Consider the following 17346-nt stretch of genomic DNA (forward strand, 5'->3'; position numbering starts at 1 on the left):
AACTCTTTTTAAATGAAAACATTACTGCTGGTTGACGGTTCATCCTATCTTTATCGTGCTTACCATGCTTTGCCGGATTTGCGCAGTCATCAAAATAAACCGACAGGTGCGATTCATGGCGTGCTCAACATGCTGCGCCGTTTGCACAAGGATTTTCATGCCGATTATAGCGCGTGTGTGTTTGATGCAAAAGGTAAAACTTTCCGTGATGAAATTTATTCCGAATACAAGGCGCATCGCCCGCCTATGCCGGCTGATTTGGCCGTGCAGATTGAGCCCCTGCATGCGTGCATTGAAGCCATGGGGTGGCCTATTTTGATTGTTGATGAAGTGGAAGCGGATGATGTAATCGGTACGCTTGCCAGGCAGGCTGTTGTTGAGAATAAGCGCTGTGTTATCTCTACGGGGGATAAGGATATGACGCAGCTGGTCGACGCTCATGTCACACTGGTCAATACCATGAGCAATGAGGTGCTTGATGAGGAAAAGGTTTATGCCAAATTTGGTGTCAAACCTGAGCGTATGCTGGATTATCTGATGTTGGTTGGCGACAGTGCTGACAATATTCCGGGTGTAGATAAAGTGGGCCCTAAGACCGCCGTCAAATGGCTTTCACAGTATGGTTCGCTGGATAATCTTGTTGCGCACGCTGACGAAATTAAGGGTGTTGCGGGTGAAAATTTACGCAAGGCGACAGGGTGGTTTGAGACCGCGCGAAAATTGGTTGCAATCAAGTGTGATGTCGAATTGCCGTTAACGATCGCTGATCTTGCACCTAAGCCCCAGGATACCCAACGGCTGGCAGCGCTATATGAAGAGTTAAGCATGAAAACCGCATTGCAGGAATTACGACAGCAAAACGATGCGGCCTCAGCTGAAACACGCGGGGACGGTGTCCAAGATATGCAAAACTCTTTTGCGGTTGACTATCAGACTATTTTGACTGAGGCGCAACTGACAGAATGGATAGACAGACTGAATAAAGCATCTCTGGTTTCTATTGATACTGAAACAACCAGTTTAAATCCGATGCAAGCACAGCTCGTGGGCATTTCGTTCTGCATAGAAAGTTTGCATGCCGCTTATCTTCCGCTTAAACATGATTATATCGATGCGCCACAACAATTGCAGTTGGATATTGTGCTGGAGAAACTTAAATCCTGGCTGGAGAACCCAGATAAATTTAAATTAGGGCAGAATCTGAAGTACGATAAACATGTTTTTGCCAATCATGGAATTTGTTTAAACGGTATTGTGCATGACACGTTATTGCAATCTTATGTGCTTGAATCGCATAAACCGCATAATATGGATAGTCTTGCGCAACGACATTTGGATATCAAAACCATCAGTTATGATGAAGTAACCGGGAAGGGCGCGAATCGCATCACGTTCGATCAAGTGCCGATTGAATCGGCTACAGTTTACGCTGCCGAAGACGCGGACGTGACGCTTCGGCTGCATCAGTTTCTTTATCCAAAAATTCAGGCCGACTCTCGGCAAGACCATATTTACCGTAATATAGAAATACCGGCTATGGCGGTTCTTTTTGAAATGGAACGCCATGGGGTATTGCTGGATCAGGCGTTATTGCAACAACAAAGCCGGGAGCTGAACGAAAAATTGAATGATCTGGAACAACAGGCATTTTCAATCACCGGGCAATCTTTTAATCTCAATTCACCTAAACAGATACAGGAAATATTATTCAATCAGCTTAAATTACCTGTGATCAAGAAAACGCCAAAAGGCGTACCATCCACTAATGAAGAGGTGCTTCAGAAGTTGGCGCTGGACTATCCTTTACCGAAGATTCTGCTGGATTATCGTGTGCTTGCCAAATTGAAGTCGACTTACACAGATAAATTACCGCAGATGATTAACGCGGATAGCGGACGAATCCATACCAATTATGCGCAGGCCGTCGCTGTTACAGGTCGTCTGGCCAGTTCCGATCCCAATTTGCAAAATATACCTGTGCGTACTGCTGAAGGCCGCCGTATTCGTGAGGCATTTATTGCGCCACAGGGCCATAAAATAGTGTCGGCCGACTATTCGCAAATCGAACTACGAATTATGGCGCATATTTCCCAAGATGAAGGTCTGCTTAAAGCTTTTGCCGCTGGGGAAGATATCCATAGTGCTACCGCATCTGAAATATTTGCTTTGCCACAAAGTGAGATTGATCAGGAAAAACGCCGATATGCCAAGGTGATTAACTTTGGTTTGATTTATGGCATGTCGGAATTCGGTCTGGCAACACAACTTGGTATTGAGCGCAGTGCGGCACGTGCCTATATGGATCGGTATTTCACGCGTTATCCGGGCGTGGCAGATTATATGCATCGTAGCCGGGAAAGTGCCAAGGCATCCGGCTATGTTGAAACGGTGCTTGGGCGTAGATTGTGGTTGCCGGATATTGCAAATGCCAATGCTGGCCGTCGACAGGGAACTGAGCGTGCAGCCATTAATGCACCTATGCAAGGGACAGCTGCTGATATTATCAAGCTTGCGATGATTGCAGTGCATCAATGGCTAGATGGTGCAAACTTGCAAAGTAAATTAATTATGCAGGTGCATGACGAGCTTGTCCTGGAGGTGCCTGATAGTGAAGTTGAAACGGTCAGGTCAAAACTTCCAGAATATATGGGTGATGTTATTAACCTGGATGTGCCACTATTAGTTGAGGTGGGTGTGGGTAAAAACTGGGAACAGGCACATTAACTTTTCTGTAGTATGCCTGTTCTGTTTGTAGCAGAAGCGTTAGTAGCTGTTATTTGCGTGTTTCAGCCTGCATTAGTTCTTCAGGTTCAACCACAGTCGTGCTTTTAACTTTGCGTCTTTGTCGTTTTGGCTGAGAGGGTTCAGCATTCGTCAATTCTATTTTTTCCGGAGGCGTTTCAATCATGACTAAACCGGTTTCTTCGAGATTCAGGTTTTTCGCCTGTGACTGACTTGGTTGGGTCGTTTGTGCAGAAATGACGGGAGCTGCAGGTGCTGCCAACGCATCTTCATCCTGATGCTGCGTTTCTCTTTTATCTTCTTTTACAGAAGATTCATCTGTATGAATCGTGGCTTCAGCTGGACTGAGCTGTTGGGCAGTTTTTGACTCTAATTGTTCTGCAACGGCATTGTTGGCTGCTATTTGTCCCACTTGAATTTCTGCTGCAGCCATTTGATCCGGTTTCTGGGATAAATAGTTCTCAGATTTTTTATCTGCAGGTAATGGCTCAGTAGTATCTGTTTCTGATGTTGCGGCTTCTTTGGTATGTTTTGAGCCGTCGCGTTGTCTAGGATTACGGCGTCTGCGTGGACGTCTCTTTTCTTCAGACTTGGTTACAGTGGAATTCTCATACTCATTATCTGTTGTGACTGAAGGTGTATCTGCAGTAAGCAATTGCGGCTGAATCTGATCCTGACTCAATTCTTGCTGCTGGTCTTGTGTTTTGGCTTGCCCGCTATTTGATGCTGCAACAGAAAGTTTGCTTTCAACTGTGGATTCAGTCAATAAGTTGTTGTTTTCCTCTGGATTCGGATTAGCTGAACTGTCGCTGGATTGTTTTGTGTGCGTTTGATCTTTTCGACCGTTACGGTTGCGTGAGCGCCCGCGCCCCCGACCGCTTCTTTTTGTTTTTTCGGTTCTTTCTTGCTGCGGTGATATGGTCTTTTCTTGAGAGGTTGCAGCTTGTTCAGCATCTTTGCCTGTTTCTTCGGTATGGGCGGGTTTGAACCAACCGAAAAACTTATCTAGAAGCGAGGACTCTCTGGGTTTTTCTTCACGGTTTGGTGCGGGTTGCGCAGGTGTAATACCTTGGACCGCTGCTTTGGGGCGTTCTGATTTTAGTTTCTTTTCTGTCAATTCCGGAATAAGATCATCGGTGACTTTTTCAACCATTTTATAGCTGGCCTGTGCCTCAATCTGCTTGACTTCATCGTGGCGCAGGCGTGTAATCTTGTATTTCGGTGTTTCAAGATGAATATTAGGGATCAGGATAATATCAACTTTGAGCCGTTCTTCAATTTCATAAATTTCAGCGCGTTTTTCGTTCAGTAAATATGTGGCAACATCAATTGGTAATTGCACATGCAATGCGCTGGTATGTTCTTTCATCACTTCTTCCTGGATGATTCGCAGCACATGTAATGCTGACGAGTCGGTTCCACGAATGTGTCCAGTGCCATGGCAGCGTGTGCAGGGCATGTAGTTGCTTTCACCCAGTGACGGGCGCAACCGTTGACGGGATAATTCCAGTAGACCAAAGCGGGAAATCCTTCCGACCTGTACGCGCGCACGATCCTGACGCAGTGCTTCATGGAGGCGGGCTTCAACTTCACGCTGATTACGTGAAGCATCCATATCAATAAAGTCAATGACAATCAGCCCACCAAGATCGCGTAAACGTAGTTGCCGTGCAATTTCATCAGCGGCTTCCAGATTTGTATTCAGTGCCGTATGCTCAATATCGGCGCCACGAATAGCGCGTGCAGAATTGACATCAACTGACACCAGTGCCTCAGTATGATCAATTACGATAGACCCACCTGAGGGTAGTGTGACTTGTCGCGAATAGGCAGTTTCAATTTGATGTTCAATCTGAAAGCGTGAAAATAATGGAACATCATCATGGTAGTATTTTAAGCGATCAACATTAACCGGCATGACATGCGTCATGAATTGGCATGCCTGTTCATAAATTTCTCGGCTGTCAATCAGGATTTCACCGATTTCATAATTGAAATAATCACGGATGGCGCGAATAACCAAACTGCTTTCCTGATAGATTAAAAAAACGCCGCTTTGATGGTGGGCAGCCTCCTCGATGGCTCGCCAGAGTTGAGTGAGATAGTTCAAATCCCATTGTAACTCTTCCTCGCTGCGACCAATCCCTGCTGTCCGTGCAATCACGCTCATTCCGTCAGGGATTTCAAGTTTTGCGAGTACTTCGCGCATTTCATTACGTTCATCGCCAGTGATACGCCGTGATACACCGCCACTGTTGGGGTTGTTAGGTATCAACACCAGATAGCGGCCTGCAAGGGAAATGTAGGTGGTTAACGCCGCACCTTTGGTGCCACGCTCATCTTTATCTACCTGAACAATCAGTTCCAGTCCTTCTTGCAAGAAATCCTGTATGCGGCTTGGCGACATATCAGATTGTTCGCCGAAACAATAAGGGGAAATTTCCTTAAATGGCAGAAATCCATGGCGTTCGCAGCCATAATCGACAAATGCTGCTTCAAGACTAGGTTCAAGCCGCGTGATGACTGCTTTGTATATATTGCTTTTACGTTGTTCTTTGCTGATAGATTCTATATCTAGGTCAACCAGTTTCTGACCATTGACAATTGCAACACGCAACTCTTCAGGTTGTGTTGCATTAAATAACATTCGTCTCATTTATATGCCTTACATATGCTTTACGTGTATCTACACAAGCCAATTGATAAATTATTCAAAAACATAATTGATGACGAGATTTTAGCCGGATTGGTAGTTTATAATTTTATTTGACAATTTTCTTATGTTAAAAAAATCTAATTTTATTTTTTTAGAATACTTGGTTTGTTAAAATTTAAATATTATGCTTGTCTCGGTATTTTTTTAAAAAAACAATTTTAATTAAAATCACAAATTTTGGTAAAATCAAGTATTGTTCTTATAGCGTTAAAGTTATCGATCGGTATTTATACTATAATACCAGCAGCTTTAGGGGAGAATAGGACAAGAAGTTTTGTCTGGGTCTAAATATTTTGCTAGCGAAAAAAGAATATACCAACCACATATTGAGAATTATAGGTAAAACTCGGACTATAGGCAAAAGAAATCTGTTGCGTGCATCGGTTGTTATGGAAAGTATCGGCGAAGATGGCGATGGTCAGCGTATTGATAATTATTTTTTTAAACGCTTTAGAAATATACCGAAAAGCCATATTTACCAATTACTGCGCAGTGGTCAGGTGCGTGTAAATGGAAAGCGCGTGAGTTTTCATTATCGTTTGCAGTTAGGAGAGATTTTACGCATTCCGCCTATCAATAAAACTGAAAAACAAGATATCCGTCATCAGAAAATTCCACAGTCCAAGCATTTTTCATTTCATGTAATTTTTGAAGATGAAGCCTTGCTTGTCGTTGACAAGCCGTCTGGACTGGCTGTACATGGAGGAAGTGGTATCAGTTTTGGGGTTATTGAACAGTTACGGGCTCAGAGACCGGAACTCAAATTTCTCGAACTGGTTCATCGCTTGGACCGGGAGACTTCAGGCGTATTATTGCTTGCAAAAAAACGTAACGCACTGGTTGAACTGCACCGGCAAATTCGTTCTGGTCAGACTGAAAAGCATTATCAGGTTATGGTAAAAGGCCAATGGTCTAATACAAAACAGAATGTAAAGCTGCCATTGATCAAGTATGTAACTGTTGCAGGTGAGCGACGTGTAGCGGTCGCAGATAGTAAACCGGGGCCGCATAAACATCATGGGCAGAAAGAAATGGATTCGCATACCCTGTTTAATCTTATCAAGGCGTGGCAGGATTACAGTTTGCTGGATGCCGAACTTAAAACAGGACGTACGCATCAAATCCGCGTACATCTGGCACATTTGGGTTTTCCTATCGTTGGTGATGATAAATACGGTGATTTTTCAATTAACAAGCAGTTAGCGAAAAATCGAAGCGAATCATGCTTGAATCCAGGCTTAGCGCGGATGTTTTTACATGCGAGTAACATGCAGATTAAACATCCATTGAGTGGGCAACGACTGAAACTGATTGCGCCGCTGCCCACCGATTTGAAAACTTTTATCAATCATCTGGAATTGAATGAAAATCTAAATGAACGCAAATGACGGCGTGAATTATCAGATAATGTCGACATTTCATTGCTCATTACCGGCCCTGATTGTTGCATTATCTTCGTAAATCATTGTATGCAAAACATTCCAGACATTTTCAACGATTTTTTCCTGAGCTGATACTGTTGGATGAATTCCGTCGGCTTGAAAAAATTCATGTTTTTCTCCAAATCCAGCCAATAAAAATGGAATTAGATCGATTTGATAGTTTTCTGCGAGTTGTGAATAAATATTCTTGAACTTCTGTGTATAGGTCATGCCATAATTGGGCGGTAGCTGCATCCCGATAAGCAGTACGGATGTGTTGTTTTGTTGACAGATTTTGATAATCGCTTCCAGATTTTCGTAAATTGTTTTGATTGCGGAACCTCGCAGACCATCATTGGCACCCAATCCAAGGATGACGATATCAGGTCGGTGTGTTTTAAGTGCCTGTTCGATACGATTTCGTCCGCCAAGTGTTGTTTCGCCACTTATGCTGGTATTTATAACCTGAAAAACGGGAGACAAAGATTGCAACCGTTGTTTCAGCAAATGGACCCACCCGGCTTCAGTTGGGATGCCATAGTTTGCTGACAGGCTGTCTCCAAATATCATTATAGTTGTTATTTTGGCCGGCATTTGTTGATTGGTCGCTGCAGTTGCATCGTTTAAGACAAATAAAAATAATATTAAAATTGCTAGGAAATTTTTCATGGTAAGTAATCTTGCTAATAAACCTATTTTGTGGACAAATGCGCTTACTAAACAGGTAAGCACCGGTGATAAAAAACTGACTATTCTAAAAGACATCAGTCTCGATGTGAATGCTGGTGAAGCCGTTGCAATCATCGGCGCATCCGGTTCAGGCAAATCGACCTTGTTAGGTCTGCTTGCTGGATTGGATATACCCACTTCAGGTAAAGTTCATCTTGATGGAGCCGATATTTTTACGCTGGATGAGGATAGCAGGGCGGCTTTGCGTGGGAAAATACTGGGTTTTGTGTTTCAATCATTTCAACTGCTCCCCGCTCTGACGGCGATAGAAAATGTGATGTTGCCGCTCGAACTTGCCGGTGTAAGCTCAGCCGAGCCTACAGCCCAGAAGTTGCTGGAGCGAGTTGGTTTGGCTTTACGTTTGAATCATTATCCTAAACAGCTCTCGGGCGGTGAACAACAACGTGTTGCTATTGCGCGTGCTTTTGCTACCGACCCAAAACTATTGCTTGCTGATGAGCCTACCGGGAACCTCGACTCAGCTACTGGTGAACAAATTATCGAATTAATGTTTGAGCTTAATCGTGAACATGGAACTACGCTTGTGTTGGTCACGCATGATGAAACATTGTCGCAACGCTGTTCGCGTCAAATTCGGTTGGTCGATGGCATGCTGGCGTAGGGTCCTGATTATTTCAGCCTTGATTATAAGCTATATGCCGCCTTCCAATAAGAGGACGCTGCCGATTGTGGAGATGGCTTCACCACTATTGGCAATATCAACTGCAAGCCATTCGCGTGAGATGTCGCCGCTTCCGAGTTGGGTTTGGTAACGAGCGAACTCGGATTCGGTTGCCTGTCTTCCCAGTGTTTGATTGTAAAGTATTTGGATATAATCTGCGTCATTCAGATCGCGTAAATTTGCGTTGCTCTGGAACCAATCCAGAATAACGTTTGGATTCATTTTGCTTGCGATGGCTTCGCGTCCCAGTTGCCATTCATCGACTGTGGCATCACGGTTGAAGAAAGTTTGAAATAAACGACCGAGTATGCTCTCTGTTTGATTATGTGCCAGCAAGACGTTTTCTCCGCTATCAAAAGAGATCATTTCAATATTTCTGAGACTGAGCATGGCGCCATCCTGCAATCTTGTAATTTCCAGCGCATCGCTGACTTGTTCAAGATGGACGTTGGTGCGATTCCCAGTTATCTGCAGCACGTCATACCCGCCGCCGCCATCAACATTGAAGGCCAATCCTAAAGGTAGATAGCCACGATCATTACCATTGCCGCCAATGAGATTGCGTACAATGTCCACCTGTATGATGTTAGGGTTTTCATCCAGACCGGCAAGCAATTCCTCTGCTGTTTTTTCTCGTAAGTCGACGGCCTCTGGAAGATGCAGGAATGCATTCACAATATTGTCGGTATCTGCCCCGACCCAACCTTGTACGGCGTTGCCTTCAGCAGAAGTCAAATCCCGACCGAGCCAGGTTTTGACCAGATGATGCGCCGCCGCTTCAGCGACAGAATGTGCGATTGCAAGACTGCCGCCCTGCTCGAACTGAACCAGCTCAATATCGGTCAGCGTGTCCTTTTCACCATTGTTCTTTGTGAGTGTAATATGATCTGTACTGACCTTGATTTGATAATCACTCAGTTGACCCATCTGTACGGCGGTGTCAAAACCTATTCCACCATTGAGTACATCGTCTCCAGTACCACCTGTCAGGATGTCATGACCCGCTCCGCCAAAAATTTTGTCGTTACCGGCATCACCAGAGACTTTATCATTTCCGCCCAAACTGCCAATGGTGTCATCACCGCCACCGCCAAATAAAATGTCATCGTCAGCGCCGAGAACAATAAACTGGTTAGCATCATTGCCCATAACAAAATTTTCACCGGCGCCGCCGACAACACGGACTGCGCCGATAATGGCTGCAAATGCGACATTATCCAACTGGACAACAGTTCCGGTAGGAAGATTGGTGGCATCGATAATCAAAGCCTGTTTGCCATCACCCGATATATTTGAACCGGTGATAATAATGGGTAAACCGGGAATTTGGTCAGTGTCGACAGTTGGGGTAATGGTCTGTATTGAAATGACGTCGTTTTCTGACAATGAAGAAATGAAATTCTTGCCATGCATCGTCATTTTCAATTGTTCATCGCTGTCGGTAGCCGTTTTTTGTTCAATGCGTTGAATTAAATCTACGAGGGCATCCTGTGTGTGCATTGGTTTAGATTGGCCATTAATGACAAGACCCACGCCTGTAGGAAGGCTGACAGTGAGGATAGGTTTTTCCCTGGCATTGATCAAAACAGAAATGTCCGCATGCATATCCGATAAGGTTTTATGATCTTCGGTACGGGTGCTCTCGACAACTGGAACATTGATTGTGACAGAATTATCTGCTTCAGACTGAATGCTTGCTGTGACGCCATCAATAACTTTTGTTGTTACAGTAATCGCAGGTTTTGTAGGTGGTGGCGTCGAAGGTGTGCCGCCGCCACCGGAAGAGGGTGCTGGAATTGTCGCAGTAATACCATTGCCGGTCATATCGACCACATTGACAGCGACATCAGCACCGGCTGCCCAGTCTTCAGCCGCTGCCAGGTTGTAAGTAGTAGCGTCAGTAGAAGTTGTCCCGTTTTTATTCAGTATCTGATTGACGGCTGCACGGTCGGTTGCGCTCAGCGTCAGGGTAAATGCAGTAGCTGAGGTAATCTCGACGTTGGCGGAATCAGTCAGCGTGTAAGTTGCGCCGCCTTCACCGGTCAAAGTAAATTTGTTGGCGATGATATCGTTGGCAGCGCCGTTACTGGCCAGGAAACCCGTTCCTGTAACGGCCAGAGCGCCGGTGCTGGCATCGTAGGTTGCCGAAGTAATCGCAGGTACAGCGACATTGCTGACCGTAATGGCATTGCCAGTCAGGTCGGCAACCACGACTGCGGCATCGGCACCCGCTGCCCAGTCCTCGGCGGCAGCCAGATTATAGGTGCTTATATCACTGGAAGTTGTCCCGTTTTTATTCAGTATCTGATTGACGGCTGCACGGTCGGTTGCGCTCAGCGTCAGGGTAAATGCAGTAGCTGAGGTAATCTCGACGTTGGCGGAATCAGTCAGCGTGTAAGTTGCGCCGCCTTCACCGGTCAACGTGAATTTACTGGCGGTAATATCGTTGGCGGCGCCACTGGCTTTGACTAGATTTGTCCCGGTAATTGCCAGACTGCCTGTATTAGCGTTATAAGTTGCGGATGTAATGGTAGGCGTCTGTACATTACTGACGGTGACCGCATTACCTGTCAGATCTGCATTGCCTGTCTGAGAAGGGTTCCAGTCATCGGCTACTGCGATATTAAACGTGGTGGCGTCGACAGCGGATGTGCCGTTTTTGTTTAATAGCCCTTCCACATTTATCTGATCGGTCGTATTGAGCCCGACAGTAAACTGAGTAGCGGAATCGATCTCAACATTTGATGATGTCAGCGTGTATGATGTATTGCCTTGTCCAGTCAAAGTCAATTTTGATACATTTATATCGTTGACAGCACCTGCTGTGGCCGTCATGTTAGCGCCAGTTACTACCAGTGAATTCGTTGCAGCATTATATGTAGCTGAAGTAATAGTGGGGCTACCAACAGCAGCACCAAATGTCCAGTCTTCCAGACTAAAACCGATATCGTTTCCAGAAAATTCAATTCTATCGATATTTTGAAAGCCGATATCCGATGCGCCTGAAAAAGAATTCGTATTCGCATCGCTTCCAGTTAATGTATGGTTGCGGTTAGCAGTAACTTTTACGCCGTCACGCCAGCCGCTTACGGAATAGGTGTCTCCTAAAAAAAACTGATCCCGGATGGTCAGTGAAGACAGGCTAAATTCTGATCCGTCTGTTCTGGTAATGCTGAATATAGTGGTGCCGAGACCGCCACCCAGCTCCAGATAAGGGTCTCCTCCAAACACCATTTCACGCAGGTCGCTTGATGCCGGACTTGGATCATTAATTGCGTAGGTGAACCCATTGAAGGCAAACGAAGGGGCGCGGTGGGTATTATGCACAAACCCGGTAAAACCCTCCAGTGTCAAAACGGATGGATAACTATCAGTTATGTCTGAATTAAAAGGTAATTGCGTGCTGATTGAGCCCACACGATAACCGAGTTCCCAATCTCCGTTTAATTTTCTATTTCCGGTTAAATTACGTGAAGCGGCAATATTGACATGGGTGTGCGCAGCTAATTGCTGAATAAACATTTCACCCGCTGCACCTTTGGCAACTTCACATCCATAAACCAAAATGTCGGCACTGCCAGAAAACGCTGCTTGCCAGGAAAAAAGAGCGTTTTGATATTGTGCGATTGTTTCATTTGAGAGAATACTGTCACCTAATGACAAATAACCCTCTCGGCCATGTGCAAAAATATGGATCGCATTTAGGTTGGTATATTGACGTAAGATATTGGTGAGTTGTACTACGCCATCATGTTTGCTATTCAGTATATGGACAATCAAATCGCTTCTCAGATTGTCTCTGAGTATTGGATAGTCCTTGATGCCTTGATCAATAATTACAATTTCATTTGATTGTAAATGGTTATGGCAAGCATGATCATTGTCACTGATTCGTTTGTCGGTCAAATTAAGATCTGAGAAAATCATTGTGACTCCGAAAAATTCATTGCAGTCGATTGCAGAAGATTGGATTTTTTAGCTACTCGATGTGAGTTTCTCATAATTTATTCTGGAAATAAATAATCGGCAACTAGGAGTTGATCCTGGTTTGCTCCTGTTTTGTTATGTAGCGCTGTATCATGATTTCCATTGATTTTGGGAGATCTATAAATTGACAGCCTGCGCGCTTACATGTTTGGCCGCCCTTGAGCGTAATCTCATATGTGTTTTTTACCTGGATAGTGGTGGTAATTCGTCCTGTGCCAGGTAAGTCGATTTGACAATTGTGATAAGAAACTCCAGGATCAAAATGGATCACCGGGTGGTGATCTATGACGCCTATTCCACCACAGCTGATATCAAGTAACGTGATTTCTGCCTTTGTTGGTGTATCTCTGGTTTGTAAGGGAATAATGCACTTTAATGGTTTAGTTGTAGGTGTGGATATACGGAAGTAATTCCTTCTTTGCATGCGAATCAAGGATGCTGGTAGTTCGACCGCAAAGGCACTTCGACCTTCAAATTGTTTAGTCTTGATTTGATCGCATGTAAATTCAATTTTGATTCTATTTTGTGAAGTGATGAAAGTTAAATGTTTCGAAGCTAAAGCCGCTTCATTGAATTTTGGCTCAGCACCAACATCAATTAACATTTCATTTTTATTTTCGTCCAAGGCAAGAATGGAAGTTAAGATAAACTGGTTGCTTCGATCAAAATAAAGCGTAATCAAGGTATTCTTCTGCATCATATCTCGCAGAATGTACAGTATGTCGATTTTTGAATAAATACGATAAACTTCATCTTTATGTGGTAATGATTTGCTGTCGTGCTTGGCGTCCGAGGAATCGGCATTGTGGATTGATTCAACCATAATTTGGTACTCCAATAGAGAGTGGCTATGTATTTGCTAATAAAATCCGTTTACAGCGTAATCTTTTTTTGATTTTGCTCTAGGCGATATAACCAAGCTAATAATTCAGCGACTGCCACATATAGTTGAGGGGGGATTCTGTCGTCCAGATCTACTTGCATGAGTAATGCCACCAATTCTTGGGATTCGTGCACATAAACACCTGATTCTTTCGCGCGTTTAATGATCTCCTGAGCGATTAAACCACGTCCTTTAGCGATTATCTTAGGTGCAGCCTGGCCTTCACGATATGCCAGTGCAACAGCTTTCTGATTAGCCTTATTTTCAGTCATTGTGATGAATGTCAAGTGATTGAACAGTGATGCCGGCTGCCTGCATATTAACCTTAAAATGAATTATTTCTGTTTTCAATAGGTTAACGGTTGTGTCGTCTGCAATATCTATCGAAATTTGCGTGCCTTGTGAATTAAATGTGATAGACGCTATGATTTTCCCTAGCTGCGGCAATGTTAGCGTTAATGTTGTTTTCCATCGAAGCGCAGTATTATCATCAGCAATATTTTTATTTGTAGTGTCTTCATAAATGTCCCATTGCAAATCTTGTCCTTTCCATATCTCACCATTCCACGCAATATGGCCAGTCTCTAGTGCCAGTAACTGTTGTTGTACAAGTGATAAACTTTGTGTATTAACAGGTATGACTGACATTGAATCGGATGCGGCCGTGGATGTCGTGGTACTTATTTTGCCCTGCGGTTCCTGTTGTAACTTTTCAACTGTATTTTTTCCTTTAAGCCATTTCGCTAAATGCGATTCATAGAATAAACCACTTTGATGAATTGCTTTTTGTAATAAAAGCGACAATTCCCGGCTATTTAAAGGAGAATCTGTAAGTATGGGATGGGTGCTGGTGAGTATATTTGATGCTGCGGATTTTCCGGATTCCTGGGTGAGTACATCCAGGAATCGGCCTGTTGCACTGATTGATGTATTGTTTTTTGTTGTTTCTCCGAGGCTTTGATGTTCAAGGGCGAACTTGAGTTTTGGCATGTTTGATAACAGCACAAGCTCCAGTTTATCACCGGGCCGGATATTCTCAGGCAGATGCATCTGGAGCAATTTGTCTGAAATCAATACCCTGAAGTTGCCATTGGATAACTGCGCCTCAACAAGTGCTTGGTATTTCTGACCTTGTACAAATTCATGTGAGGCATGTTTAGAATCAGAACCAGTTGCTACTGGTGCAACGGGAACAATGGGTTTGACGGCTGCAACACTCTTTGCTTGAGTTTGGCTTGAAATCGGATCAGTTTTTATCGTAGTAGGGATCACGGTTGTTTTTAGTACAAAAGGTGCTTCCGCTACAAATGCATGCTATAAAAAAGAAAAAGATTTATTCGCAGTCAGTAAGCATTGCCAGCCTCGTAAGCTTGTTGCAGGTTACGCCTGCGTTCGCTGGTGTTGAAAAGAACTTGTAGTTTTTCCATCCATGGTTCTGTGATTGCTCTGATTTGTGCGTCATGATCAAGAACCTGATGAATAATTACTAATTTTCTTTGCTGCAATTCGTGACTTAACAGAGGTTCCGTTTTGTCTTTAATGAGTATGTTCGTTAACTGTTTACATTCTTGTTCTAATTTTATCAATTTGTCCCATTCGCTATTTTGTGCAGCCGCCAGCATTTTTTGAGTGATGACCAGAATATGTTCATATGTATTGATAAGTTGTGCGCTATTCATTCTGCCAGGAACCTTCTGAGTTTTTTGTAAGTAAGATCAACTTATGGTTTTTTTGTGCCGTCATGTATGCCGTTAGTATTTTCTATGGCTTTCCACGCGCCATTTAATTCATTTAATAACCCATTAACCTCATCGATAATTTCAATGTCATTTTTAAGATTTGCAACTAACAAGCGATTGGTCATGTAGTCATAAAGTGCCTGAAGTTGCTGTGCCAAATCGCCACCAACATTCATGTCTAGACTGGCTTTTAAACCATGATCAATGATCATGATCGCTTTTGAAAGCATTTCTCCTTTTTTGGCAATTTCATTATGCCGAATATGCATTTTTGCTTTTGCAAGTGCTTCTTGAGCACCTTCAAACAACATTAGAATGAGTTTGTGTGGATTGGCTGACTCAACACCCGTTTCAACGCCAATCCGCTGATATGCGGAAATAGGACTATTCATAGTCGCATACATCGAGTACTCCTTTGATAGATATTCTCAGAACTGAAATTTTGTTGTACAAACGGATAAATTAACTATTACCAATAGTAGGTAATCTTGATAATTGTTGCTGTAAAAAATTGCTTGTTTGAGTCATGCTGGCAATCATCGTATCAAGCGCGGAAAATTGTGCGCGAATCCGTTTTTCTACATCACCGAGACGCCGGGACAATGTTTCGCGCTGTGAATTGATGTCATCAATTTTTGCATTAATACCATCAATACGGTTGTTAATCAGTTTGCCATCAAGCATTTTGTTAATTACTTGGTCCAGTTTGGCGGCAAAGCCATGTGCAAAGTCAATTGTTCCACGTGAACCGGTGCTGCCGCCTTTTATTTGAAGTACTAACCCGTTACTGTCGCCTGCTCCGGTTAGCGTTTGACCAGAACCTGTGGCATTGATGCCATTAATAGTGCCCGCTACGTCTAAACCAATTGTTTCAGTAGCAGTGCCAAATAAGCTCAGCTCGCCGTTTCCTCCGGTAATTTCTACTGAAGATGAAGAACCATATTGATTTGATGTCATGGTTAGAATCCCGGCTGACTGTGTGACTGTAACATCAATATCTTTTGATGAAAAAGCAGATTTGCCATTGATTTTTGACTGTATTTCAGCTGCAAGTGAGTCAGCACTGTAATTCCCTGCTCCTAAAGTAATGCTGGCGGCAGTGCCGTTAATTGTAAGATCGAGTGTGTCGTTTATGCCAGAGGTAATTGTGAGAGCAGACGGGGCGGAGCCTGTAGCTGTTCCTTGAGTGGCGATTTGATTGATATCCAGTAGATATTTTCCGTTTACAGTATCCGATTTCGCACTGACAAATGAAACCAGGCTATCACTGGTTTTGCCTACAGAAGCAAATAACGTAGCTATATCCTTGCTGGGATCGTTAACAACTTCACTTAATTTACTTGAATCTAATTTAAGTGAGCCATCACCTTGAAAGGAGACGCCTACTTCAGACAATATGCTCAAGCCGCCACCCGCAGTTTTTAGGGGATCGGAAAGTGCATTACGTAGTTGATTCTGCAGAGACCTCACTGTGAAGTCACCTGTTAAAATAGAAGCTTTTTTTGTTTCTGCGTTATATTTAGATAAATCTGTGATCGTTTGATTCAAATCGTTGTAGGCTTTGACAAAAGACGAAATAGATTTTTCAATACCGGCGGTATTTCGTGTTATGTTCAGCGTTGTTGTTGTGCCTAAATCGGCTTTTAATAGATTAAACGTTACACCATCAATCGCATCTGTGATTTTGTTGGATGCTTTACTGATTGGAATGCCATCAATAACCATGGTGGCGTTATTTGCAGCCACGGTTTCGGAAAGGTTAGCTGTGCCACCAATTGTGGCATCGTAGGCGAATTGTGATAGGCCTGAGTTATCAATGTTATTCCCATCATCATCTGATGTTGTAATCTTGAGTGCGTTACTTAACCCTGTATCTTTTGAAGCAATAACCAGTCGATCTCCTGAGCCATCATTTATGATACTTGCAGAAATCCCGGCGTCGGATTGATTAATCGCATCACGTATACCTGCGAGAGAAGAATTAGCAGGGGATATTATGATGGCTTGTGCTGCTTTTTCGGGATTCAGTGTGAATGTACCACTGTCATAGGTGCCAAACTGTATAGTGAGTGTTCCGCTGCCTATTGATGTGTTGGACGATGCGAAATTGCCGGATTTTAACTTTTGTGATTGTGCAAGTGTTTGGATTTCTACATCATGGCTTCCGGTAACAGCAGAAGAATTTGCACTGACACTTGCCAGCGAAGTATCTGTCAGTTTAGCCGTAATGGCAGAAAAATTTGCCGGACTTTTGAGTGCGGAAAGGCTGCTTTGAAACGAGGAGAGTGCTCCCTTGAGCGTGCCGAATGCCGTCAATTGTGTTTGCTGCTTTGCTTCTTTGGCATCAAGGACTACAAGTGGTCTGCTTTCTACGGACATTAGCTTGCTTACAATGCCGTTGACATCAAGTCCAGAGCCTATTCCCGGTGTTGATAGCATTATTCTTG

The 17346-nt window shown here is 43.7% G+C and carries 12 protein-coding genes; 3 read left to right on the forward strand and 9 right to left on the reverse strand.

All coding sequences use genetic code 11. The annotated features are described in order from the left end of the window. Nucleotides 1-12 precede the first annotated feature (12 nt). Nucleotides 13-2724, forward strand: coding sequence for a DNA polymerase I (polA, locus tag C8R11_RS00540; protein WP_107794004.1), 2712 nt, complete (start codon nucleotides 13-15; stop codon nucleotides 2722-2724). A 49-nt stretch (nucleotides 2725-2773) separates the two neighbouring features. On the opposite strand, the gene C8R11_RS00545 is transcribed toward polA, so the two are convergent. Then, entirely contained in the window at nucleotides 2774-5398 is a 2625-nt protein-coding gene (locus tag C8R11_RS00545) for an Rne/Rng family ribonuclease (protein WP_107794005.1), read from the reverse strand. Between the two features lie 449 nt (nucleotides 5399-5847). Between C8R11_RS00545 and C8R11_RS00550 the strand changes: the two genes are divergently transcribed. Further along, nucleotides 5848-6846, forward strand: coding sequence for an RluA family pseudouridine synthase (locus tag C8R11_RS00550; protein ID WP_107794006.1), 999 nt, complete (start codon nucleotides 5848-5850; stop codon nucleotides 6844-6846). Between the two features lie 30 nt (nucleotides 6847-6876). Here the strand turns inward: C8R11_RS00550 and C8R11_RS00555 are convergent, their stop codons facing one another. Then, nucleotides 6877-7548, reverse strand: coding sequence for an arylesterase (locus C8R11_RS00555; RefSeq protein ID WP_107794007.1), 672 nt, complete (start codon nucleotides 7546-7548; stop codon nucleotides 6877-6879). Here C8R11_RS00555 and C8R11_RS00560 point away from each other — a divergent pair. Next, nucleotides 7547-8230 carry an ABC transporter ATP-binding protein gene (locus tag C8R11_RS00560; RefSeq protein WP_090697968.1) on the forward strand — a complete coding sequence of 228 codons (684 nt, stop codon included), beginning with the start codon at nucleotides 7547-7549 and terminating at the stop codon, nucleotides 8228-8230. The two genes, C8R11_RS00555 and C8R11_RS00560, sit on opposite strands and share 2 nt — an antisense overlap. Nucleotides 8231-8260: 30 nt before the next feature. On the opposite strand, the gene C8R11_RS00565 is transcribed toward C8R11_RS00560, so the two are convergent. From C8R11_RS00565 to fliD, 7 genes are all read right to left on the reverse strand, one after another. Beyond that, nucleotides 8261-12217, reverse strand: a complete 3957-nt coding sequence (locus C8R11_RS00565; RefSeq protein WP_107794008.1) for a DUF4347 domain-containing protein — start codon at nucleotides 12215-12217, stop codon at nucleotides 8261-8263. 103 nt (nucleotides 12218-12320) lie between these two features. Next, a complete protein-coding gene (locus C8R11_RS00570) occupies nucleotides 12321-13100 on the reverse strand; it encodes a flagellar brake protein (RefSeq protein WP_107794009.1) in 780 nt (259 codons plus the stop codon). Nucleotides 13101-13150: 50 nt separating this feature from the next. Continuing rightward, nucleotides 13151-13432, reverse strand: coding sequence for an EscU/YscU/HrcU family type III secretion system export apparatus switch protein (locus tag C8R11_RS00575; RefSeq protein WP_090697974.1), 282 nt, complete (start codon nucleotides 13430-13432; stop codon nucleotides 13151-13153). Beyond that, the gene (locus tag C8R11_RS00580; protein WP_107794010.1) at nucleotides 13425-14432 is read right to left on the reverse strand and encodes a flagellar hook-length control protein FliK; all 1008 of its coding nucleotides are present in this window, start codon (nucleotides 14430-14432) and stop codon (nucleotides 13425-13427) included. The genes C8R11_RS00575 and C8R11_RS00580 overlap by 8 nt, the downstream gene beginning before the upstream one ends. Nucleotides 14433-14503: 71 nt before the next feature. Next, a complete protein-coding gene (locus C8R11_RS00585; RefSeq protein WP_090697979.1) occupies nucleotides 14504-14839 on the reverse strand; it encodes a flagellar protein FliT in 336 nt (111 codons plus the stop codon). A gap of 41 nt (nucleotides 14840-14880) precedes the next feature. After that, nucleotides 14881-15303, reverse strand: coding sequence for a flagellar export chaperone FliS (gene fliS, locus C8R11_RS00590; RefSeq protein WP_090697981.1), 423 nt, complete (start codon nucleotides 15301-15303; stop codon nucleotides 14881-14883). Nucleotides 15304-15361: 58 nt separating this feature from the next. Then, nucleotides 15362-17338 carry a flagellar filament capping protein FliD gene (fliD, locus tag C8R11_RS00595; protein ID WP_107794011.1) on the reverse strand — a complete coding sequence of 659 codons (1977 nt, stop codon included), beginning with the start codon at nucleotides 17336-17338 and terminating at the stop codon, nucleotides 15362-15364. Nucleotides 17339-17346 lie beyond the last annotated feature (8 nt).

Origin of the sequence: Nitrosomonas aestuarii, from assembly GCF_003046585.1 — a bacterium.
In the GTDB taxonomy this organism is placed as follows: Bacteria; Pseudomonadota; Gammaproteobacteria; order Burkholderiales; family Nitrosomonadaceae; genus Nitrosomonas; species Nitrosomonas aestuarii.

What these genes read in the sequence shown, in the direction of transcription:
- polA (WP_107794004.1), top strand. Translation starts at nt 13, where the DNA reads ATGAAAACATTACTGCTGGTTGACGGTTCATCCTATCTTTATCGTGCT.
- C8R11_RS00545 (WP_107794005.1), bottom strand. Translation starts at nt 5,398, where the DNA reads ATGAGACGAATGTTATTTAATGCAACACAACCTGAAGAGTTGCGTGTT.
- C8R11_RS00550 (WP_107794006.1), top strand. Translation starts at nt 5,848, where the DNA reads ATGGAAAGTATCGGCGAAGATGGCGATGGTCAGCGTATTGATAATTAT.
- C8R11_RS00560 (WP_090697968.1), top strand. Translation starts at nt 7,547, where the DNA reads ATGGTAAGTAATCTTGCTAATAAACCTATTTTGTGGACAAATGCGCTT.
- C8R11_RS00555 (WP_107794007.1), bottom strand. Translation starts at nt 7,548, where the DNA reads ATGAAAAATTTCCTAGCAATTTTAATATTATTTTTATTTGTCTTAAAC.
- C8R11_RS00565 (WP_107794008.1), bottom strand. Translation starts at nt 12,217, where the DNA reads ATGATTTTCTCAGATCTTAATTTGACCGACAAACGAATCAGTGACAAT.
- C8R11_RS00570 (WP_107794009.1), bottom strand. Translation starts at nt 13,100, where the DNA reads ATGGTTGAATCAATCCACAATGCCGATTCCTCGGACGCCAAGCACGAC.
- C8R11_RS00575 (WP_090697974.1), bottom strand. Translation starts at nt 13,432, where the DNA reads ATGACTGAAAATAAGGCTAATCAGAAAGCTGTTGCACTGGCATATCGT.
- C8R11_RS00585 (WP_090697979.1), bottom strand. Translation starts at nt 14,839, where the DNA reads ATGAATAGCGCACAACTTATCAATACATATGAACATATTCTGGTCATC.
- fliS (WP_090697981.1), bottom strand. Translation starts at nt 15,303, where the DNA reads ATGTATGCGACTATGAATAGTCCTATTTCCGCATATCAGCGGATTGGC.
- fliD (WP_107794011.1), bottom strand. Translation starts at nt 17,338, where the DNA reads ATGCTATCAACACCGGGAATAGGCTCTGGACTTGATGTCAACGGCATT.